This window comes from Kitasatospora sp. NPDC088548, assembly GCF_044753005.1.
Classification (GTDB): domain Bacteria; phylum Actinomycetota; class Actinomycetes; order Streptomycetales; family Streptomycetaceae; genus Kitasatospora.
In genome coordinates this window covers 32,045-51,401 of sequence record NZ_JBIVMI010000032.1, presented here as the reverse complement: position 1 = coordinate 51,401, position 19,357 = coordinate 32,045, and the positions used below count along the sequence as shown (strand labels likewise).

Here is a 19,357-nt window from a genome sequence, read left to right as displayed (position 1 = left end):
GGCCGGGCCGTCGCCTGCTAGCCGTTGTCGACGGTCGGGAGAGCGGCCGCGGCCGCCGCCCTCGCCGCTCCGAGCGCTGCCGTGTAGGCCTCGGCAACTTCCGCGGAGGAGGCCGTCAGCGCCTTGATCTCGACGACGCCGACCGGTACGGCGGCCGCTTCGGCGAGCAGGTCGTGAACGGCTCCGCTGCGCGCCTCCACCTGCTCCGCCACCGCCCGATCGGAGGCGATCCGGTCAACCTTCAGGGCATGGAGCGCGTACTCCTCCAGAGCGACAACCTGTACTTCGACCCCGGCGAACACCTTGTCGAGGACCTCGCGCTCACCGGCCAGCAGCTCGGCCACCGCAGAGTCTTCCACGGGGGCGGCCGCGCAGTCCTTCGCGGCCTTGCTGTAGCGGCGGAGCGAGTCCGCGATCGTCCACAGCCGCTCCGGGAGCTGGACGGCGGTCGCCGTTCCCAGGCCTCCGAGGTCGTCCCGGCACAGCTGGGAGTCGAGGACCGTGGCCGCCGCCTGCTGCGCCCGGGCGAGCAGCAGCGCGGCGTCGTCGGTCAGCCAGCGCGGGTGGACGTAGTGGCCTCGGGCCTGGTCCAGGAAGCGGTCGATGCGGCGGTTCTCCGCCACGCTCAGGATGATCGCCATGGTCGCCGCCAGTGCTCCGCCGACGAACAACAGCAGCCCGATGTTCTCGAACGATTCGAGCAGGTCGCGTACGAGTCCGTCGAGCTGGTGGTCGAGGGACTCGGAGCCCGAGGCGTCGTCTTCCGGCGTGCCGAGGAGGAAGGCCGCCAGGGCCACGATCCCGCCGACGGCGGCAGCGCCCGCTGACCACCGCAGGATCCCGCTCGCGCCGGTGAAGGACGCCATCAGCCGGGCCTCGTCATTCTCCGCGAGCAGGTCGGGGCAGGAGGCGGCCAGCTCGGCCACGGCGTCGCGGGCGTCGGCCGGCAGGGCGGGGTCGAAGACCGGATGCGCCGTCGGCTGGTGCTTGCTCAGGTCGGCCATCTCTCGTTCCTCTTCCCCCAGTGGACGGCCGCGGCCTGCCAGCGCGAGGTGGCCTTGGAAGCCGCGGCGGGCCAGCCGAGGGCTGCTGCTCCGCCCTCGGCCGGCCTGCCGGGCATGGTAGCCCCGCAGGCCGTCAGAGGTCAGCGATTTCGGCTCGGACCGGGGATTCTACGCCGGTGTAAGTTCGCCCACGGTCCATCCGAGGATCCCCGTGATCGGTCCGCGCCAGGTACGGACGGCGAAGTGGTCGCGGCCCGACCGGTACGTAGCATCGTGCAGGTGCACGAACGGGCTGTCCGTGTCCGGCCTGGCGGTGCGCTGTTCCTCGGCCCGGTCGTCGAGCGCCTGCATGGCCTCTGCGGCGACGCGGGGCACGTCGCTGGAGTGCTTCTTGAGCTCCCTGAGCGTCCGGCGTTCCCACTCGTCCAGGGTGATGACCGCACCGGTGACCGTCGCGCCGGCAAAGAACAGGGTCACCACCACCTCTTCCTTCGTGTGCTGCACGCCCAGTCGGAGAAGTTCGAGGTAGGGATCGGGGTACCGGCTATCGCGGTTCTCCAGGACCTGCTGACTCACCCGTGCCGCGTCGCGCCACCCCATGCCCACTCCTCAACTGCTGTCGATACGTCAGCATTGTGGCCCACGATGCGGTCACGCCGGAGCGGATTCGGGCCTCGGCCCCGGCAACCGGGACCGGGGCGGCCGAGCCGCTCACCTGGCACCAGCCCGGTGCCCCTGGACCCCGCGCCAGTTCGCCGCAGGCGGGCTGGAGAAGAAGGTCAGGCGGTACGAGGCCCGCTGATCCACGCCCAGAACCTCGACCACCAGCGGGCCGGCCGGTCCCCCGCGATCGCGGGCCCCGGCTCGACGACCTGGTCCTCCTGACCGACAGCAGCAGGCTCCGCACGCCCGGCGGTCAGCGCACTGGCGGCAGCAAGCGCCTGGTCGTACTCGGACACCATGCCCCACGGCCAGTCCTCACGGCCGACGGGGAGCAGCTCGACGACGCGCGCCCACCCGCGGGCCTCGGTGAGTGCCCGGGGCTCGTGCTCGCACGGCATGTCCGCCCTGGAGTCGTAGCACTTCACCAGGACGCCCGGCGCCAGCCCCACCACGACGGTGTACCTCTGTCGGCGCCGGTCGATCTGCACGCTCCACCACGTCCTGCCGTGCCAGACCGCGAAGTACCGGTCGGCGCCCGCCTCGTTCTTGCGCAGCCATCGGGCGACGGTGCTCTGGCTCCAGGCGAGACCGGTCTGCAGGTTCGGGAAGGCGGTCCACTGGCTGGTGCTGCCGAAGCGCGTCTCCCGCAGCACGCCGAAGACGCTGGCGCGACCGAACACACCGAGGACGGTGGAGACGATCTGGGTGGTCTCGCCCCGCTGGGGGCAACTCGTGTTCCACGGTGCCGGAGTCGATGGCGGCGGCGAAGCCGGGGCCCAGCTGGGAGGGCCCTTCGATGATGCCCTGCCGGCCGGGGCCGGCGATGTCGTGCGCGGTCATTGCAACGTCCTCTCTGCGCGCCCTACGGCGCCGGTGGGGTTCGGGCCGCCGAACCGGGGCGACATGCCTGTCCGATGGGTCGGCCCGCCTGCCCGGTATCAGGCCGCCGGCCGGCCGGTGGTGGTCAACGGGCACCGCGGCGGGCGACCACGGCGGTGACGGCGGCTGCCAGGATCCCGAGGACCCGATACGCCGACTGGTCGAGTTCGAAGAGCGCGGTGCCAGGGCCTCCGCTGTCCGGCGCCTTGCCCGGAGCACGCACCACGGTCGCGGTCTCCAGGTAGGCGCCCTTGCCCAGGGCCTCAGCGGCGGCAACGAGGGGGCGGCGGCGGTCAATGACGGTGTGGGTGGCCAGGGTGATGGCCGTGCCCGCCAGCCAGGCCCGCGTCGGCACCCGAAAGCCGAACGCCCGGGTCACGGCGACTCCGGCGGCCAGCTGTACCGCACTGTAGGTGAGGCCGCGGCTGGCCGCGCACAACCGGCCGAAGGTCGTGGCCTTCACGGTGCGCACATGCGGGTCGGCGATGTCCGCCGCGGTGGCGGCGCCGCCGTCGAGCCGGACGCGAGAACTGCCGTGCAGCCCCTTGAACACGGCGTCGCAGTCGTTCTGGCACCACTTTGTCGCTGCTTTGTTGGCGTGTCTCACTTCCGGCTGCCCTTGCGGGTGGCGATCCAGGTGGTGACGACGGCCGCGCCGACGCCGATCGCCCGGTGGAGCGACTGGTCCAGCTCCATCAGGGCGCTCCCGGGGCCGGACAGTTCGGCACTGACAGTGCCGTCAGCGGCAACGCGGGCGGCGGTGCAGTGGTCGACGTACCCCTTCTTGCCGGCCTTCTTTGCGAGCCAGAGCAGCGGCTCGCGTCGGTCGATCACGGCATGGGTGGCCGCGTTGATCGCGGCACCGACCAGCAGGGCCCGGGCCGGGACTCGGTAGCCCAGTGCGCGGGTCGCCACGATCGTTCCGGCGAGCTGGCCGGCGGTGTACGAGGCGACGTGCCGGGCGACGCTGAGACGGCCAAGTTCGGTGGCGCTCATGGTCGGGTGACCAGCGCGGTCCTCGGTCTCCTGCCCGACCGGCGTGCCGTCGCGGTAGACCCGGTGCCGGCCGTACAGGCCCTTGCACTGGGCATCTCGCGAGTTCTGCGCCCACTGATCGAGCGCGGGATGCATCTCGCCGAAGAGGCCGATCAACGCGCCAAGGAGGGCGAGGCGTTCGATGTTGAGGTGCTTCATCGGGCCACCTCCACCGAGACGCGGGAGTTGGCGGACACGGTGAGTGCCGCGCTAACCCAGTGATCGGCGAGTCCGTGGACGGCCTCGAAGGTGGTGGAGAGCAGTGCGCAGAGCGCCGCGTACTTGAGGGCCCGGGCGGTGACACCGGATCGGGGCTGGGACATCATGGAGTTCCTCGTTCCTCGTGGACGATGAGCGGTCCCGCGGTGGCCGGCTGTCCGGCCAGGAAGTCTCGGCCGTTGCGGGGCCGTTGTTCAGATCATGGTGGTGCTCGCGATGGGGTGAGGCTGCCCATCACTGGGCAGTGGGCATGTGGCCTAGGTCACCTCGCCCAAAAACACCAAAAGGCGGTTCCAGCCGTGGGCACGGCTGGAACCGCCTTCGTCTTCTGCTGTTCGGGGCTTACGCCAGCGTGGAGTCTCCGGTGGCCGTGCCGCGGAGGCTGGTGACGGTCTGTTCGCTGGTCCGGGCCCGCCGGGCGATGGAGCTGTCGGATCGGCCCCAGGCGATGGCGCGGCCGATGAGCACCGCCTGCTCGGCCTCCAGGCGCTCGATGCCAGTGTCGGCTGCGGCTTCGGCCTTCATCTCGGCGATGTCGGCTCCGGTCACGGCCAGGCGGTTCCAGTCCTGTTCACGCAGAGCGGTCCGGTGGGCATGAGCGGCTTCCAGCGCTCCGAAGAGGTGGATGCCGGCGCTCCCGGCGCGGGTGGTCTCGCGCTCGGCCCAGGCCCCGAGTCCGGCGTCGGTGGTCATCGAGGTGCTGGCGCTGTCGGCGAGGGCCTTGTGCTCGGCGTCCCAGTCCGCGAACTCCACGACCGGGCGCGGGTCGCCCCTCAGCAGCACCGTCCGGTACCAGGACCGCACCCCCAGGACGTCCAGGTAGACGTAGGTCCCGTCGTCTCCTGGCGTCCCATCACTCCCCCTTCCGGTTGCTGTCCTCGGTGGTGGGGCCGGTGGCCTGGCCGTGGTTCAGCCACCTGGTGTCCCCCTTGGCGCCGTACATGCCGGCCAGTCCCACGAGCAGGTGGCGGTAGGCCTGGCGGCGGTGGCCGCGCGGCTCGTTGGCTCCCGACTCCCACTTGTTGATGCCCTCCCGGGAGGCGTCCAGGGCCTTGGCCACCTCTTCCTGCGCGAGGCTGGCTGGCCCGGATCTTCCGGATGAGGACCCGAAAACCCTCAGTTTCCCACGACCGGGCGATGACCACCAGGAAGAGCAAGGACCTATTCACGTCAGGTGCCTGATCGACTACGCTCTGCTCTGACAATTTTCGGAGCGCCATTGCAGTAGGAGGAATCACCGTGGGTGACGAAAACAAGGGCGGCGCGAACGACGGAAAAGGCGGCGCCCACGCCAAGCCCGGCGGCCCGGAGATCGGCCCGAAGCCCAACCCCGACGGACAGGGCCCCACTCCTGATCCGAAGCACAAGTGACGTCGGTCGCTGGCGTCCGGGTCTGGCTGGTCGACCGGCTGGAGGCCTCGGGCGCGCTGACCCCCGACTGGCGGCAGGCCTTCCTCGATGTCGGCCGCCACCTGTTCCTCCCGGACGTCTTCTGGGCGTCCACCGGCGACGGCTACGAACGCTGCGATCGCGCAGAGAGCCCCGAGCGGTGGCTGGAACTCGCGTACTCCGACGTGGCGATCGTGACGCAGTGGGACGACGGAGCGGACAGCGGACAGCGGGAGCCGACCTCGTCGGTCTCCATGCCGACGATGGTGGCCTCCATGCTTCGCGACCTGGACGTCCATGAAGGCCACAGGATCTGGGAGGGCGGGACCGGCCCCGGCTGGAACGCCGGACTGCTGGCCCGGCGCCTGGGCGCGCACAACGTGGTGACCGTGGAACTGGACCCGGCGGTCGCCGCCCAGGCCGCGGCCAACTTCCGGGCCCTCGACGCCGTCCCGACCGCGGTGGTGGGCGACGCGGCGGACGGACACCTGCCCGGGGCCCCGTACGACCGGGGGATCCTCACCTGCTCGGTACGGGAGGTTCCCCCGGCCGTGATCGGGCAGATCCGCCGACAGGGCGCGCTGGTGTTGCCCTTCGCGCCACTCTTCGGGGGCGGAGCCGTCGCCCGGCTGACCGTCGCCGACGGCACGGCCACGGGCCCGTTCACCGGATCCTCCGCGTTCATGCGCATGCGGCAGCAGCGCTACCAGGCCCCGCCCGTCGACGACTACCTGCCCGGCGACTGGCCAGGGGACTCAGAGCATGAGTACACGACCCTGAGCCCGCTCGATGTCGTCGACGACTGGCTGGCCTCCTTCGTCGTGGGCCTGGCCGTACCCGACGTGTACTACCGGCGCAGCGGCGGCGGCGATATGACCACCCTGTGGCTGTTCGACACGGGCGTCACGTCCTGGGCGACGGTGGACTTCGCGGACGGCGCGAGTCGGTTCGAGGTTCGCCAGTCGGGTCCTCGTCGGCTGTGGTCGGAGGTCGAGGAGGTCGTCCGGTGGTGGATGAAACAAGGCCGGCCGGGGTTCGAGCGGTTCGGGCTGACCGTGAGCGGGGGCGAGCACCGGGCGTGGCTGGACGACCCGGTTAACCTGCTGACGTCCGCACGGGGGTGAGGCCCGGATCGACGCTGAGCAGGGCCCGGTTCGCCCGGTCAACCACGAGAAAGTCGGCGACGACTCCGGCGAGCGCCTTGCGTCTCTGTGGCAGCAGGCCGACCAGAAGGCTGCCGGCCGCTTCAACACTGGTCGTCCTGTTGCGAGGGCAGCTGAGAGTCGCAGCGGCTGCTCTCCCTCGCCCCGGGCTACCGGGTCAGGGGGCGGTGTTGCCGTGAACGATCGTGTGGCCCGGGTAGTGGCTGTCCAGGTAGGTGCGGGCCGCGGCCAGGTCGCCGACGACGCCGACGGTGGTGCGCCCGTCCTCCGTGGCACCGGTCTCGAAGACCCGGAAGTCTGGCCGTTCGAGGCCTCGGAGCTCGACTTCGAGTGTGTAGTCGTGGCCGGGTTCCCAGATGGCTGGCACGACGGTCTGTCCGTGGACAACCCTGGTCTGGCCGGGCCACCGCTGGTCGAGGGTTCGGCGGGCGTCGTCCAGGTCGCCGATGACGCCGACCGTGAGGGCGTTCGCGCCAGGCGCGGCCGTGATGGTGGCAACTCGCCAGCTCTGAGGCCCGATATCGGCCTGGTAGACGGCTTGTTGGAGATCAGCCAGGGCCTGGCCGCGGGGCAACGGGGCGGGGGCGGTGGCCGCCGCGACGCAGGCCACGGTCAGAACACCGAGGGTGGCCGTGAGCCGGCCGACGAGGGCGACGTTCATTAGACCCTCCAGGGTCAGGCAAGGGAGATACCGAACTTGGTGATGACCGGTCCGATCGGAACGAACATCACGGTGTCGAAACAGCTGGTGGACGTGACGACGTCCGAGACCCCGCCACAGATGACCGGGTCGCCGCCCCCGGCGCTTATGATCCCCCTGGCCTGTATGTCTTCGCCTCCGTTGACACTGGCGACGACCGGCCCTCCGCAGTCGCCCTGGGCCACCGTGACGGTCGAGTCGTCCGTGCGCACCGCGTTGTCCAGATCCGTGTGCCAGACGCCGTTGATGTTGGTGCCGTAGTCGGTGGCGGTGATCTTCAGCCCGCAGTGCACGCCGGACATCGCTCCCGAGTTGCACACAAGGTCTCCGACGTTGTTACGCCCGGCCCCGAACACCCGCTTGCGGTACCCGGAACCGTTGTTCCACGCACCGTCGAAGAACTGGCCGCTGGGGGTACCGCCCAGGCTGATGACGGTGATGTCTAAACCGGCGTCCGAGTCCGAGGCCGACCCGATGACAGCCCCGGTGCCCGTCGTGTAGGTGCCGGAGGTACCGCAGTGCGCGGCCGTCAGCAACACGGCGACGTTGCCCCTCCAACCACCGAACCCCGACGTGCAGAACCGGTTCCCCGGCGTGGTGAGTTCGGCACCCGCACTCCACGGATTGGCGTCGCTGTGCCGGGTCGCCGTGGCCTGCGGGACCACTGCCGGAACAGCACTGACCGGCACACCTCCGATCTCGACCGCCCGCTCCACGACCTCACGATGCTGCGCCTGGCCGCCCGGCGCCCGGGCGGTCGCGGGTCCGTGGGTGGGGGGCCAGAAGGACTCAGTCCGCAGCGGCGTTAGCTGCGCGCTCCCACTCCCCCCACTCAAACAACCAGCGCTCTAGCCGGTTCCTCTGGGCCTGGGGAATGATGGGAGGCTCGTAGCCCCGGCGGGTGACACCGTTGGCGTCCGCCGGATGACCGGGAACAGGGGCGGAAGTGATTGTGGGACACCCGCACAGCGCGTACGCCTCGTACCGATTCACGGAGGCGGTGACCGGGTCGCCGAGAGTCGCGAGAGCTGCTTCCAAGGACCTGATTGCCAGAACCCAGTGGCCGAGCGGGTCGGGGACGTAACTGCCAGGCGGCTCGTTCAGCTTCAGGCCCTTGGCGAGATACTCGGCCCGCTCATGCGCCTGCAGATGGCGCGAGACGGCGAGGGCTTGTTCCCACTCTCGGCGGGACAGCGTGATCTCGAAGCTCTCGCCGAACGGATTGGGGCCATCCCACTGGCCACGGAAGTTCAGGCCCTGAGACATGAGGGTGCTCCATGAGTCGATCTGAACGGTGCTTCCCTCAAGGGCTGATGACTTCATCTCAGCTTAGCCGACACCGTCCCCGACCGAAGGCCGTTGAGGAACTCGCAACGCGATCCGAGCCGGTTTAGCCTTCGGCCAAGGACTCTTCCCTCTACCGCATCCTGTCCGCTGGGGCCGGCCGACATCGACGCGGCGCTGGAGCTGATGCAGCAGGCGAATCCGGACTACGACGCGCAGAGCGTGGTGGCGCACCGGCACCTGCTGGAGATGGCGACCGCCCCGGCCGAGACGGGCCCGTCGGAGGAGGCGCTGAGTGCGGACGATGCGTACCGGCTGCTGCGGAAGGGGAACGGCGCCGCCCGGGCGGCGGCGGACGCGCTGGTGTCGCTGGTCGCGGAGGAGAGGGCGACCGGTACGGTGGTGGGCTTGGTGAACGCGGGGACGTGGTCGCGTCGGTGCCGTAGGCGGTGCAGAACTCCTCGTACTCGGCGGGGTCGGCGCCGTACAGGTCCCGGCGCCAGGCCATCGCGGCGAGATCCCACAGCGCGGGACCGACCGACATGTGCTCGCCGTCGAGCAGGGCCGCCTCGCCGGCGGGGGTGACGATCGAGTTGGCGGGGCCGACATCGCCGTGGATCACGCAGGACTGGGCCTGCCACGCGGCTTCGCGCCACAGGTCGCGGATGCCGCTCAGGGTGGCGCGCAGCCGCAGCCGCTGCTGCGCCGAGATGATGTCGGGCGGGAGGATGGCGATCCGGGCGGCCAGGGCGGGGAACGGGTCGAAGGTGGGCAGGGCCAGGTCGTGCGGCACCGCCAGGTCGTGGAGCGTCCGAAGCAGTTCGGCGAGCTGGGTGGGCGAGGCGGTCGGTCCCGTGCCGAGGTCGTCGGCGAAGGTGACAACCATGCCGTTCACCTGCACGGGGTAGGTGTCGCGCCCGGTGGGCCGGGGCGCGAGGATGCCGTTGCGACGGAGCCAGAACGCGGCCCGGTTCTGACGGCGCGCGACCGCGAATGTGGTGCCCGGCTGGTGGACCTTGGCGACGGCTCCGGCTGCCGGGAGCCGGTAGACGTGGTGGTGTCCCGCCTGGAGCAGGGCGGCGCCGCTGGGGTCCAGGCCCTGTATCCGGGCGGCGGTGAACAGGGTTGCCCGGCTGTCTCCGGTCAACTTCTTTCCCTCTTTTCGTGGTTCAGGCGTTTTGGTGCGGGCCAGTCGAACGGCGGCCTCGCGGTCGGCGAGAGCGCCTTCCCGGCCGGTCACGAACGCGGCCGGGGAGGGGGGTTAGTAGCGGTTCGTTGCTGACGCGCGCTTGTTCACGGGGTCTGCACGGGGTGCCTGGCGCAGGAGAGACAGTCGGGGTTGCGGGGGTGGGTGATGGCGGCGGGTTGCTGGTCGGCGGGGGCGATGAGGCTGTGCCGCTGGATGGTGGCCGGCGGGAACCCGCCGCGGGTGCCGGTGAGGTGGGTGAGGGCGGCCTGGGCGGCGTAGTTGCCCGCGATGCCCGCGCTGGCTGCGGTGACGGGGTTGCCGAGGGGCCGGGGAAGGGCGGCGGGCAGGGCGTCGCCGTTGAGGCCTGGCAGTCCGTAGGCGGTGGCGTCGGCGTGGCGCAGGCACTCCCAGCACGGCCTGCCGGTGCCGGGCAGGTACAGGGCGGTGCTGATGACGGGGCCGTGGTATCCGGCGTCTACCCAGGGGCAGGAGGTGTCGAGGGCGGCGCGGTTGGCGGTCAGGCGCAGGCCGTCGGGTTCGTCGGCGGCGACGATCAGCAGGTTGCAGTCCTGCATCAGGCTCACGAACTGGGGCTGGGAGGCGATGCGTTCGGGGCGTGTGACGACGTCGAGCTGGGGGTTGCGCTCCAGCAGCCGTTCCCGGGCCGCGTCGACTTTGGGGCGGTCGATGTCGGACTGGGTGTAGAGGAGCTGGCGGGAGAGGTTGGCCTCTTCGACGTGGTCGGGGTCGACGAGGACCAGGCGGCCGATTCCGGCGCCGGCCAGCGTCGCGGCGGCGGCCGCGCCGACGCCGCCGACGCCGACAACGGTCACCACGGCCCCGGCCAGGAGCCGTTGGATGTCCCAGCCGGTGCGGTCGGGACTGGTGTCGACCATCTCCCAGTACTCGACAGTGCGGGGGTGCCGCTTGGCGGTGGCGGAGGCGACCCGGGCGGGCGGGCGGCCGTGGACGGCGAACTGCAGGTGCCCGGCTCGGCCCAGGTCGGAGAGCAGGCGTTCGATCCGGGCGGCCGGGACGCTCGGGTGCTCCGTCGTCACTGTCTGGACGATCTCGGCCGTCGTCAGGGTGCCGTCCAGGAGCTGGAGCAGATCCCAGCGCCAGCCGTCGGGGTCGGGCAGGATGCTCGCGAGGCCGGGGAGAGAACCGATCTGGATCCGGCCGTCCGGCCGACGGGTGGGCTGGTGTTCGGTGCGCAGGCGGGGGTGGTTCACCAGGGTTCCTCGGGTCGCAGGTGCGGGGGACGGGACGGGCCCGGCGCGTGGCCGGGCCCGTCGTGGGTGGTGCCGGTGTGTCAGCCGCCGGAGACGGTGCAGCCCAGCAGCTCGCCGTCGGCGGCCGGGCGCAGCCCGGTCTCCTCGGTCTCCTGCGGGTCGACGGCCGCGGTGTTCTGTGTGGCGCCCATGAACTCCTCCTTCTTGTGTTGTCACCGGTTTGGTGGTGGCGGATTCGCCGGGATCTATGGAAGCATTCATCTACTTCCCGGGGAAGGGTTTTCGGGGGATTTCAAGAAAGATTTTCGGCGCCTATTTTCGGGCAGCAAAATTTCCCGGGACGGGGTATTTCCGGTCCGGTTTTGAGAGGGGTGTTTTTGGTGGCTGGTGTCCTTTCCGGTCTGGATGAGCGGCTGGCGGGCTGGGCTGAGCTGGTTCCTGACGGGGAGCTGGTGCCCTCGGTGGAGGAGCTCGTGGAGCGGCTGCGCGCCCTGGCCCGGCGCGAGCCGGGGCTGTGCCGGATGCGGCAGATCGGCACGTCACGGCAGGGGCGGGCGCTGCAGGTGCTGTCGGTCGGGGCGGGGCGTCGGTCCGTGCTGGTGGTCGGCGGCCCGCATCCGAACGAGCCGGTCGGGTATGCGACCGTGGCGTTCCTGGCCGGCCTGGTGGCCGCGCGGCCCGAGCTGCGCGACGGTGTTTCGTGGCATTTCCTGCCGTGTGTGGACCCGGACGGTGCGGCCCTGAATTCGGAGTGGACGAGCATGCCGCTCGACCTCCATACCCAGCACCGCTACTTCTACCGTCCGGCTTTGTCGCACCAGCCGGAGTGGACATTTCCGATTCCGTTCCGGGGCGGCGTCCACCGTTTCGGACTGCCGGAGACCGATGCGCTGGCCGCGCTGGTGGACGAGCTGGAGCCGGCCGTCTGTGTGTCGCTGCACAACGCCGAGTTCGGCGACGCGTTCTTCGTCACCGGCCACGACGTGCCCGGTCTGGCGGAGCAGCTGGCGGCCGTCGCGGTCCGGCACGGCCTCGGGGCCGGCGCGGCCGCGCCGGCCGACGTCGTCGGGTGGCCGGTGCTCGGGCCCGGCGTCTACCAGATGCCGCCGATTGAGGACGTGGTGATCCGCGACCACGAGGCCGACGCGCCCGCGCACGGCGCGCACCTGACCCACCACGCCGCCCGGCACGGCACACTGACCCTGCTGCCGGAGGTCCCCCGCTGGCACGCCGCCACGGTCTTCCAGGACTGCCCGCCGAACGCGCTTACCGGCTTGGCCGAGGCCCTGACCGGCGAGGCCACCGAGGTACAGCGGCTGATGGAACAGGCCGGCCGCCTGGACGAAGTACACGCGAGGGCGGCCGCCGACACCATCGCGATCGCCGGCACCGTCGCCCGCTCCTGGCAACAGCGGGCCGACGACGTCACCACCGTGCCGGGCGCCGAACTCGCCGAAGCGCACTACATGCGCGCCATGCTGACGCTGCGCTGCGCCGGGATGGCGCTGCGCTCCACGGGTGAGGTGTCGTCCGGCCGGGCCGGCCTGGGTGCCCGCGCGCGCCTGGAGAGGCTGCTGTTCGAGCGGGCCCGGCAGTGCGAGAGCGAGCTGCGCATCACGCCGGTGGAGCTGCGGCGCCTGGTGGCGGTGCAGGCCTGCGCGGCGCTGGCGGCCGTCGCCCTCACCCGGTAGGCGCCGGGCCCGGGCACGGGGGGTGTGCGGTGGGCCGGGCGTCGTGTCCGGGGCGGCGGCCAGAAGCGGGTGAGCCGTGGATGTTCCCCGTCGGGAATCGGGGGCCGGGGCCGCGGGCGTTCTCCAGCTCGCACCGGCCGGCCGTGAGCAGGCGGCGGCTGGTCTCCAGCGCCTCTCGCCGCCCTCGCCCGGTGGGAGGACCTGGTGGGGCCGCCCGGACGGACCGGGTGGCCCCACCGGCCGGGGTGCGGGCCTCACGCGCCGAGCGCGGCCAGGCCGTGGCGCTCCAGCCAGGAAGCGGGGTCGCCGAGTTCGGCGGCGACGGGCAGCAGCGCCTCGTCGCCGAGGAGGTGATCGATCAGCGGGTACCCGCCGATCGCGAAGAGCGCCTCCACGAAGGCGTCACCGCGGTCGTAGGCGGCGGCCCGCGGCGACTCGGCCTTCAGGTCCAGGAAGAGCGTGGTGGGTTCCGGCTCGCCGTCCAGTTGCACGTCGGCCGTCGCGATCCCGCACAGCTCCTGGACGATGAGCCGCTGGACCCACTGGGCGTGTCCCTCCGACACCAGTTTCGGAGCCCGGAACTGCTCGGGCGTGAGACCGGCGATCTCGTCCGCGACGCCGCACCGCACCGCGGCGTGCCCCATGCCCGGCCACCGCCCCAGCTGACCGAAGTGGACGAGTTCATGCCCGAGCGCGCCGGTCAGGTACCGGTCGCTCGCCCTCGACTCGGCGTGCGCCGCCGGCATGACCGCCAGCTCCGGGCCCCCTGGCAGACAGAGCACGGCTGCCTGCACCGTCGGCCAGTAGCGCTCGGTCTGCCGCTGGGTGTCGGCCACAAGCCGTTCGATCATTCCGGCGGTCCGGGTGCGCTCCGGCGATCCGGGCGCCCACGACTCCGCGGCCTCCCGCAGGAGGTGCTCCGTGTGGGCGACCATCAGGCCGATGACCTGGTCCGGGGTACAGATACGGACCGTCACCCGGTCGGGCAGGCGCAGCCGGGAGTGCTTCTCGGCCAGGGGTGCGGCGATGTCCAGCAGCCGGGTGATGCGGGTGACGTAGGGCTGGTCGGCGTCGGCGTCGTTGTGGATGGTGAACGTGGTCATCGGTCCTCAAAAGGGTTGGCTGGTAGGCGTGTTGGGGGTGGTGGGAGGGGAGGCGGCTTCGCGTTCGAGCGCCCTGTTGGCGTGGGAGCGTTCGCCGTCGTCGATCCAGGAGGTCCAGCGCAGGCGGTAGCCGTGGCCGAGGGCGCTGCGGCACCCGTAGGTGCCGTTGGTCCCGATGGGCGGGAGACGGGCCCTGATGGTGCACCCGCAGGAGAGGGTGATGCGGACAGGAGCGTCCGGGCGGCCGAACCTGAGGCTCACCGGCACTCCTGGCCGATGACCGGATCCGCGGGGTCCAGGCGTTCGAGGACGGCTTCGACGCGGGCCCGGTCGGCGGGACTGCCGGCGTACAGGGCCAGGGCCTGGCGCTGCAGGGCGATCGCCTCGGGCACTCGGCGTTCGTCTTCGGCGAGCAGGCCCAGCCAGTGCAGGACACGGGCCTGCCACAGCCGCGCGCCCTGGTGCCGGAATGCGGTCAGCGCGTCCGTCAGGGCGGTGCGGGCGCCGTCGTGGCGGCCGGCCTGTGTGAGCAGGCGCCCGGTCCAGGCGAGGGCCCGGGCCGAGTTCAGTCCGTCCTGCTCCGCGCTCAGATCGGCGTGGGCGGTGCGCAGGCCGGCCAGGGCCGACTCCCGGTCACCGAGGTCGGCCACGACGATCGCGAGCTGCAGCTGGGTGACTCCGGCGTCGCGGCGTCGCCCGAACTCGCGGCGCAGCCGGAGGGACTGGCGCAGGGGTGGGAGGGCGAGGTCGGGTTCGCCGGCGTCGTGGTGGGCTGCGCCCAGGCCGTGGAGGTGCTGTGCGTGGCCGATGTCGTCGTGGTCTTCGATCGCGGAGGCGATGGCCTCGCGGCAGTCGGCGATGGCGTCGGGGTGGCGGCCGACGGCGCGTAGCGCGTTGGCGCGGGCGCCGAGGAGTTCGCGCAGCAGCTGGCGGCCGCAGCCGGGCCGGGGCGCGGTGGCGGCGAGGCGGCGGGCCGCGTCGATGGCGATGTCGTGGGCCCACAGCCAGAGCTGGTAGTTGCGTTCGCGCAGGAGCCAGGGCCAGGCGGCGTGGACGAGGTGGGCGGCGGTGGCGTCGAGCTGGTGGTCGCGGGCGGTCTCCAGTGCGGTGCGCAGGCCCGGGCCGCGGGCGGCCAGCCAGGCCAGGGCCTGGCCGGGGGTGGTGAGGGCGGCGCGGTGCGACGGCAGGTAGTCGGTCTGGGGGGCCAGGTGGCGCCGGTAGGGGTCCAGCAGGCGGGCGGCGGTGGCGGTTTCGGCGGTCAGCCAGTCCAGGGCGCGGCGGCGGACCTCCGTGCTGGTGGTGTCGTCGTCCGTGGTGTGGGCGAGGCGGGCGGCGTGGCGGCGGCCGTCGGCGGTCGTGAAGTGAAACTTCGCGTCGACGCTGAGCGGGTCGCCGTCGGGCGCGGTGATGAGGCGGGCTTCGGTGAGGGCGTCCAGGAGCCGGCCGGTGGTGACGGGGTCGAGGGCGGCCGCGGCGGCGGCCATCGCCGGGTCGATCTGGGTGCCGGGCAGCGGCAGCAGGCCCAGTACCCGGTAGAGGCGGGCGGCCTGCGGGTCGAGGTCCCGGTAGGTCTGGTCGAGGGCGTTGTCCACGGTGGCCTCCAGGGCGGTAGTACCGGGCAGGGGCGGGGCGGGCAGGGTGTCGTGGCCGGCGGCCAGCCGGGCGCCGGCCAGGACGAGGACGACCGGCACGCCCCGGCAGCGCTCCACCAGGTCGTCGAGGCGCGGGCCGGCCGGCCGGCCGGCGATCGCGGCGAGCAGTGCGAGGGCGTCGTCGTCGGGCAGCGGGCCGAGATGGTGCGGGTGGGCGCCGTCGGCCAGCAGGCCAAGGAGCGGACCGCGGGCGGTGACGATCACCTTGGAGCGGTTGGCCGGCAGCAGCGGCAGGACCTGCTCGGCCGAGGCGGCGTCGTCCAGCAGCACTCCCACCGGCCGCTGCGCGGTGAGGGTGAGCAGCAGGGCCCGGGCCTCGTGGGGGTCGGGCGGGACGGTGTCGATGCCCAGGGCGCGCAGCCAGCGGGCGGTGACATCGGCGGGGTGGGTGGGGCCGGTGGGGGTGTGGGCGCCGAGGTCGGCGTAGAGGTGGCCGCCGGGGAGGTCGATGGTGTGCAGGACGTTGAGGGCGAGGGCTGTTTTGCCGATCCCGCCGGTGCCGGTGATCAGGACGGGCGGCGGGTCGTACTGGTCCAGCAGGGCCAGGAGGCGGTCGGTGTCCTCGACGCGGTCGGCCAGGATGCGTCCGCGCGGGAGCTGGCGCGGTACTGGTGGTGGCGGGAGGGTGGTGTGGACGGTGATGCCGCCGCAGACGGTGTGGGCCTGCACGATGGTGCCGGACGCGTGTCCTCCGCTGACGTTGTTGCTGGTGGTCACGCTCGCTCCGTCGGTCGGCGGCGCCAGGGGCGCCGGCCGATCGGCACCGGTGGCCGCAGCTCGGCCGCTACCGGTGCCAGTGCGGAGACGCGCTCCAGTCGGACGGCGGTGTCGCGGCCCATCTGCTGGACCTCCTGCCAGGCCCGGTTGGCGGCGGCGGCACGTTTCCGGGTCTTGGCCGAGAGACTGCGAGCGGCTCCGACCTCTTGCCAGGCTGCCTCCAGTTCGCGTCCGGCCTCGGCAAGCTGGCGGGTCCGCTCGGCCAGCCGCTGGCGCCCGGCCGCGAGTTCCACACGCCAGCGAGCGAATGCAATGAGGTCCTCGGACCACGCCCGGGCCGTCGGCACCGGGTCCGGCACGCCGCCCCGGCCCTCGCGCGCGGCCACGCACGCCGCTCGGCGGCACGGGTGGTGGTTCGGCAGCACCCGAGCGGCGTGCAGGACGGCGACGACACCGGGAAGCGTGGTCAGAGCGAGCGCGCGGTAGGCGCTCTTGCGCAGCTGCCGGATCTCCCTGCCCGTCCAGCCGGTGACCTCCTCGATGTCTTCGCCGGTCAGGCCCTCGCCCGCGTACGCGAATATCGCGATCTGCCGCTCGTCCAGCTTCGGCAGGTCCCGGTCAGGGGTGATGGCGGGCGGTATGAGAGCGGCCCGGCAGCCGATGCTCACGGCCTGGGGCAGGGTGCGAGCGCCGAGCGCCTGGCAGATAGCCGCGTAGGTCCCCTGCTCCAGCGGCCCGGTCCGGTTCGTGTACTCGACGATCTGGCGGCTGCTCAGTCCGGCCGCGGTGAACAGCAGCGCCAGGTGCAGGTCCTCGTCCAGCACGATCTGGTCCCCGCACGTCGGGCACGGCCGACCCGCGATCCGTTCCCCCCACGACAGTGTCGGCACGCTCACAACGCCCTCCCCGGGGCGGGCAGGGCCGGGTGGTCGGGGTCCTGCTGGGAGGCGATCAGGTCGTACAGGTGCTGCATGGCGTAGACGTGGGTCGGGGTGTCCGGCCGGGCGCGGGAGGCCGCCTTGACCGCCTCGGTCAGGTCGATGAGGTCACACAGGACGCTGTAGCCGTCCCAGTCGCCGATGCCCCGTAGCCCGGTGGTCTCCTCGTAGGTGTCGACGAACGCGCGGTGCTCGTCCGGGTGGACCTTGCCGGCGCCGACAGCGCACCGCACCAGCGCCAGGTCCCACTCCCGCTGGCCGATCCTCAGGATCTTGTCGACGACCAGGCGGGCCGGGCCGGCGAGAGCCCGGCGAACGTTTGGCGTGTGGCTGCCTCCGATGATGAGGACCGGCGCCGTCGGCCAGGCGAGTGAGCCGAACCGGGCCGCGAGATCGGCTATGTGCTCCTCCACCGCCCGGCGGCCCGTTTCCGGGATCGCCTGCTCCAGCCCGGTCCCGAGTCCTCGCAGCGGATCGTGCGGGCGCAGCCACGGCGCGAGTGCCGAGGCGGCGTGCACGGCGGCCAGCACCGGGGCCACCTCGACGGGCCTGGCGGGCCAGCGCCCGTGGTCCTCCCAGAAACTGACGCAGAGCCGGTCGGTGAGGCTGGGTTCGGGGCGGGCGGGCCGCACGACCGGTACCCCGTGCTGGTCCAGCCACAGTGCGCTGCGCAGGACGGCGGCTGTGTACCCGCTCAGGTTGACGGTGTCCGCGCGCGCGAGGACACCGTCACCCGGCAGCCGCCAGAAGTTCTTGGGGCCGTGCAGGCACTGTGCCCCGGTCGGGTCGAAGCCGGCGGCCGCGCACGCGTCGGCGAACGCCGCGATCAGGCTTTGCGGGGCCGTCGAGCTCTGCGGGCCCAGGTCCGCGGTGATGTGGCCGGCGGTCAGCCGCTGGCGCCCGGTGCCCTTGACCAGCACGGCGCTGCATGCCCCGAACGGGCCGCCGAGCAGCATGCCACGGCCCCAGGAGAGGGCAAGTTCGGCGCTCCCGCACAGGCGGTCCTGCGGGCTCATGCGGATGGCGGGGAGCGTTCCGACCGCGGCGACCTCCACGCCGAGCCGCTCGGCGACGCGGCGAACGCGCTCGTGCCCGGTCGTGGCGCGCCCTCCGGTGATCTCGCCGAGGACCGCCATCCGCGGCCGGCCAGCGGTTGCCGCGCGGCGGTCCAGAACGTGCAGGGCGGCGGTGACGGCGTCCGGCCCGGTGGCGCAGGCGTCCGCGACGACGACCTCGTGGGCGGAGCCGGGGCGGGTGAGGATCTGCAGGCAGCCGCTGGGCAGGGTGGCGTGCCCGAGGGCCGAGGCGATGCGGTCGAGCCGGTGGCCGGTGGCGAGCGCGGCCGCGGCGGCCGCGAGCGCGGGCAGCACATGGTCGGGGCCGTGCAGGGCCAGCCGCACCGGCGCCATGTCGTCGCTCTCACCGTGGGTGAGGGTGAACCGCGCCCGGCCCTGCGCATCGGCCTCCAGGTCCTCCGCCCGCACGTCCGCCGGAACGTCGTCGCCGATCCCGTAAGTGAGGACCCGGCAGGACCCCGTGGCGAGCAGGTCGCGGACCCGGTCGTCACCGGCGGCCACGACCACCGTGTCCCGGCTCCCGAGCCGGGCCAGCATCGGCATGTAGGCACGGGCGGCGGCCTGTTCGGTGGCCACCCGCGCCGTGAGGACGGTGCCGGTGGACGGGGGCAGCAGGGTGACGACCTGCGGGTCGGTCACCTCCAGCAGCCGCCCGAACTCCTCGGGCCGGTCGGCGTCCAGGTCCACCACGGCGTACCCGGTTTCGGGACCGGCCTCCAACAGCGCGGCCGGGACCGCGAGGAGGCTGCCGGCCAGGCTCGCGCCCGTCACCGTGCCATTGGTGCCGAGGAGTTCGGCGAGCAGGTGCGCGGCGGGCAGGCTGTCCGGCCCCCCGGTGACCACGACCCGGTGGCGGATCGCGCCGACGGTGTACTGGGCCAGCCGGTGCACCGCGCTGTCGACGTCGTCGACCACCACGGTCGGTATCCCCGGCCGGGCGGCCGTGGCGACAACCGCCACAGCCCCGGCGCGGCGCGCCTGCCACCCCGCGTCGGCTCTGTCGTCCGGGCCGGCGAGCTGCGCGTACAGGGCACCCGGGATAACGTCCGCCGGATCGAGCACCAGGTCGGTACAGACGGCCGTGGTGTCGGCCACGTACTCCAGGCGGCCGCCCACCAGGGCGGAGAGCTGGGCCAGCGTCAACGCGCGCAAATCAGCAGATCCTCATCATCATCATGTGGTTGTCAGGTCGTACGTCTGCTCCCGGGGTGGCCCCGTGCGGGGCCGCCCCGGGCACCGCCCGCCGCGCGCCATCACGCACACTGCGTGGGACCACGACGCCGAAACGGCGGGCGGGACAAGCACCGGCGCGGACCGGATGGCCCGGCAGCCGGCCGGAACAGCCGCGAACTCTTCCTGGTTCACGCTGTCCGCTGGTCGCCGGGCATGTCGGCGGCGGCGGGTGGTGCCGCCGGCGCGCCCG

General features: G+C 72.6%; 21 protein-coding genes. 3 read left to right on the top strand and 18 right to left on the bottom strand.

Annotated features, from left to right (window positions below; genetic code table 11):
* Positions 1 to 17 precede the first annotated feature (17 nt).
* From ACIP82_RS31890 to ACIP82_RS31855, 8 genes are all read right to left on the bottom strand, one after another.
* Positions 18 to 1,004, bottom strand: a complete 987-nt coding sequence (locus tag ACIP82_RS31890) for a hypothetical protein (protein WP_400658535.1) — start codon at positions 1,002 to 1,004, stop codon at positions 18 to 20.
* A 168-nt stretch (positions 1,005 to 1,172) separates the two neighbouring features.
* The gene (locus ACIP82_RS31885) at positions 1,173 to 1,604 is read right to left on the bottom strand and encodes a hypothetical protein (RefSeq protein WP_400658533.1); all 432 of its coding nucleotides are present in this window, start codon (positions 1,602 to 1,604) and stop codon (positions 1,173 to 1,175) included.
* Positions 1,605 to 1,783: 179 nt separating this feature from the next.
* Positions 1,784 to 2,347, bottom strand: a complete 564-nt coding sequence (locus tag ACIP82_RS31880) for a hypothetical protein (protein WP_400658531.1) — start codon at positions 2,345 to 2,347, stop codon at positions 1,784 to 1,786.
* A gap of 284 nt (positions 2,348 to 2,631) precedes the next feature.
* A complete protein-coding gene (locus ACIP82_RS31875) occupies positions 2,632 to 3,153 on the bottom strand; it encodes a hypothetical protein (protein WP_400658529.1) in 522 nt (173 codons plus the stop codon).
* Positions 3,150 to 3,740, bottom strand: coding sequence for a hypothetical protein (locus ACIP82_RS31870; RefSeq protein ID WP_400658527.1), 591 nt, complete (start codon positions 3,738 to 3,740; stop codon positions 3,150 to 3,152). The genes ACIP82_RS31875 and ACIP82_RS31870 overlap by 4 nt, the downstream gene beginning before the upstream one ends.
* Positions 3,737 to 3,904, bottom strand: a complete 168-nt coding sequence (locus tag ACIP82_RS31865) for a hypothetical protein (protein ID WP_400658525.1) — start codon at positions 3,902 to 3,904, stop codon at positions 3,737 to 3,739. Before ACIP82_RS31865 ends, ACIP82_RS31870 begins: the two co-directional genes overlap by 4 nt.
* Positions 3,905 to 4,142: 238 nt before the next feature.
* Positions 4,143 to 4,604: a hypothetical protein gene (locus ACIP82_RS31860; RefSeq protein ID WP_400658523.1), complete on the bottom strand. Its 462-nt coding sequence runs from the start codon at positions 4,602 to 4,604 to the stop codon at positions 4,143 to 4,145.
* Between the two features lie 49 nt (positions 4,605 to 4,653).
* Positions 4,654 to 4,860 carry a hypothetical protein gene (locus ACIP82_RS31855; RefSeq protein ID WP_400658521.1) on the bottom strand — a complete coding sequence of 69 codons (207 nt, stop codon included), beginning with the start codon at positions 4,858 to 4,860 and terminating at the stop codon, positions 4,654 to 4,656.
* A gap of 179 nt (positions 4,861 to 5,039) precedes the next feature.
* Between ACIP82_RS31855 and ACIP82_RS31850 the strand changes: the two genes are divergently transcribed.
* Both ACIP82_RS31850 and ACIP82_RS31845 read left to right on the top strand, forming a co-directional pair.
* Positions 5,040 to 5,171: a hypothetical protein gene (locus ACIP82_RS31850; protein ID WP_400658519.1), complete on the top strand. Its 132-nt coding sequence runs from the start codon at positions 5,040 to 5,042 to the stop codon at positions 5,169 to 5,171.
* The gene (locus ACIP82_RS31845) at positions 5,168 to 6,313 is read left to right on the top strand and encodes a protein-L-isoaspartate(D-aspartate) O-methyltransferase (RefSeq protein WP_400658517.1); all 1,146 of its coding nucleotides are present in this window, start codon (positions 5,168 to 5,170) and stop codon (positions 6,311 to 6,313) included. The genes ACIP82_RS31850 and ACIP82_RS31845 overlap by 4 nt, the downstream gene beginning before the upstream one ends.
* 196 nt (positions 6,314 to 6,509) lie before the next feature.
* On the opposite strand, the gene ACIP82_RS31840 is transcribed toward ACIP82_RS31845, so the two are convergent.
* The 5 genes from ACIP82_RS31840 to ACIP82_RS31820 all read right to left on the bottom strand — a co-directional run bounded on the left by ACIP82_RS31840 (position 6,510) and on the right by ACIP82_RS31820 (position 10,757).
* Positions 6,510 to 7,013, bottom strand: a complete 504-nt coding sequence (locus ACIP82_RS31840) for a hypothetical protein (RefSeq protein ID WP_400658515.1) — start codon at positions 7,011 to 7,013, stop codon at positions 6,510 to 6,512.
* Positions 7,014 to 7,027: 14 nt separating this feature from the next.
* Positions 7,028 to 7,768 (bottom strand): hypothetical protein, encoded by a 741-nt coding sequence (locus ACIP82_RS31835; RefSeq protein WP_400658513.1) that lies wholly within the window; start codon positions 7,766 to 7,768, stop codon positions 7,028 to 7,030.
* A gap of 73 nt (positions 7,769 to 7,841) precedes the next feature.
* Positions 7,842 to 8,318 (bottom strand): hypothetical protein, encoded by a 477-nt coding sequence (locus tag ACIP82_RS31830; protein ID WP_400658511.1) that lies wholly within the window; start codon positions 8,316 to 8,318, stop codon positions 7,842 to 7,844.
* A gap of 151 nt (positions 8,319 to 8,469) precedes the next feature.
* Positions 8,470 to 9,483 (bottom strand): phosphotransferase, encoded by a 1,014-nt coding sequence (locus ACIP82_RS31825; RefSeq protein ID WP_400658509.1) that lies wholly within the window; start codon positions 9,481 to 9,483, stop codon positions 8,470 to 8,472.
* 146 nt (positions 9,484 to 9,629) lie between these two features.
* Positions 9,630 to 10,757, bottom strand: coding sequence for a HesA/MoeB/ThiF family protein (locus tag ACIP82_RS31820; protein ID WP_400658507.1), 1,128 nt, complete (start codon positions 10,755 to 10,757; stop codon positions 9,630 to 9,632).
* A gap of 380 nt (positions 10,758 to 11,137) precedes the next feature.
* On the opposite strand from ACIP82_RS31820, the gene ACIP82_RS31815 reads away from it, so the two are divergent.
* Positions 11,138 to 12,448, top strand: a complete 1,311-nt coding sequence (locus ACIP82_RS31815) for a M14 family zinc carboxypeptidase (RefSeq protein WP_400658505.1) — start codon at positions 11,138 to 11,140, stop codon at positions 12,446 to 12,448.
* 254 nt (positions 12,449 to 12,702) lie between these two features.
* On the opposite strand, the gene ACIP82_RS31810 is transcribed toward ACIP82_RS31815, so the two are convergent.
* From ACIP82_RS31810 to ACIP82_RS31790, 5 genes are all read right to left on the bottom strand, one after another.
* On the bottom strand, positions 12,703 to 13,551 hold the full coding sequence (locus ACIP82_RS31810; RefSeq protein ID WP_400658503.1) for a hypothetical protein: 849 nt from the start codon (positions 13,549 to 13,551) through the stop codon (positions 12,703 to 12,705).
* 6 nt (positions 13,552 to 13,557) lie between these two features.
* Entirely contained in the window at positions 13,558 to 13,812 is a 255-nt protein-coding gene (locus tag ACIP82_RS31805; protein WP_400658501.1) for a hypothetical protein, read from the bottom strand.
* Positions 13,809 to 15,920: a tetratricopeptide repeat protein gene (locus ACIP82_RS31800; RefSeq protein ID WP_400658499.1), complete on the bottom strand. Its 2,112-nt coding sequence runs from the start codon at positions 15,918 to 15,920 to the stop codon at positions 13,809 to 13,811. The genes ACIP82_RS31805 and ACIP82_RS31800 overlap by 4 nt, the downstream gene beginning before the upstream one ends.
* Positions 15,917 to 16,744 carry a hypothetical protein gene (locus ACIP82_RS31795; RefSeq protein WP_400658497.1) on the bottom strand — a complete coding sequence of 276 codons (828 nt, stop codon included), beginning with the start codon at positions 16,742 to 16,744 and terminating at the stop codon, positions 15,917 to 15,919. The genes ACIP82_RS31800 and ACIP82_RS31795 overlap by 4 nt, the downstream gene beginning before the upstream one ends.
* 68 nt (positions 16,745 to 16,812) lie before the next feature.
* Positions 16,813 to 19,086, bottom strand: coding sequence for a hypothetical protein (locus tag ACIP82_RS31790; protein WP_400658495.1), 2,274 nt, complete (start codon positions 19,084 to 19,086; stop codon positions 16,813 to 16,815).
* Positions 19,087 to 19,357: the final 271 nt, after the last annotated feature.

Coding starts and splice junctions, on each gene's coding strand:
- ACIP82_RS31885 (WP_400658533.1), bottom strand. CDS start 1,604: ATGGGGTGGCGCGACGCGGCACGGGTGAGTCAGCAGGTCCTGGAGAAC.
- ACIP82_RS31810 (WP_400658503.1), bottom strand. CDS start 13,551: ATGACCACGTTCACCATCCACAACGACGCCGACGCCGACCAGCCCTAC.
- ACIP82_RS31840 (WP_400658515.1), bottom strand. CDS start 7,013: ATGAACGTCGCCCTCGTCGGCCGGCTCACGGCCACCCTCGGTGTTCTG.
- ACIP82_RS31870 (WP_400658527.1), bottom strand. CDS start 3,740: ATGAAGCACCTCAACATCGAACGCCTCGCCCTCCTTGGCGCGTTGATC.
- ACIP82_RS31890 (WP_400658535.1), bottom strand. CDS start 1,004: ATGGCCGACCTGAGCAAGCACCAGCCGACGGCGCATCCGGTCTTCGAC.
- ACIP82_RS31830 (WP_400658511.1), bottom strand. CDS start 8,318: ATGTCTCAGGGCCTGAACTTCCGTGGCCAGTGGGATGGCCCCAATCCG.
- ACIP82_RS31865 (WP_400658525.1), bottom strand. CDS start 3,904: ATGTCCCAGCCCCGATCCGGTGTCACCGCCCGGGCCCTCAAGTACGCG.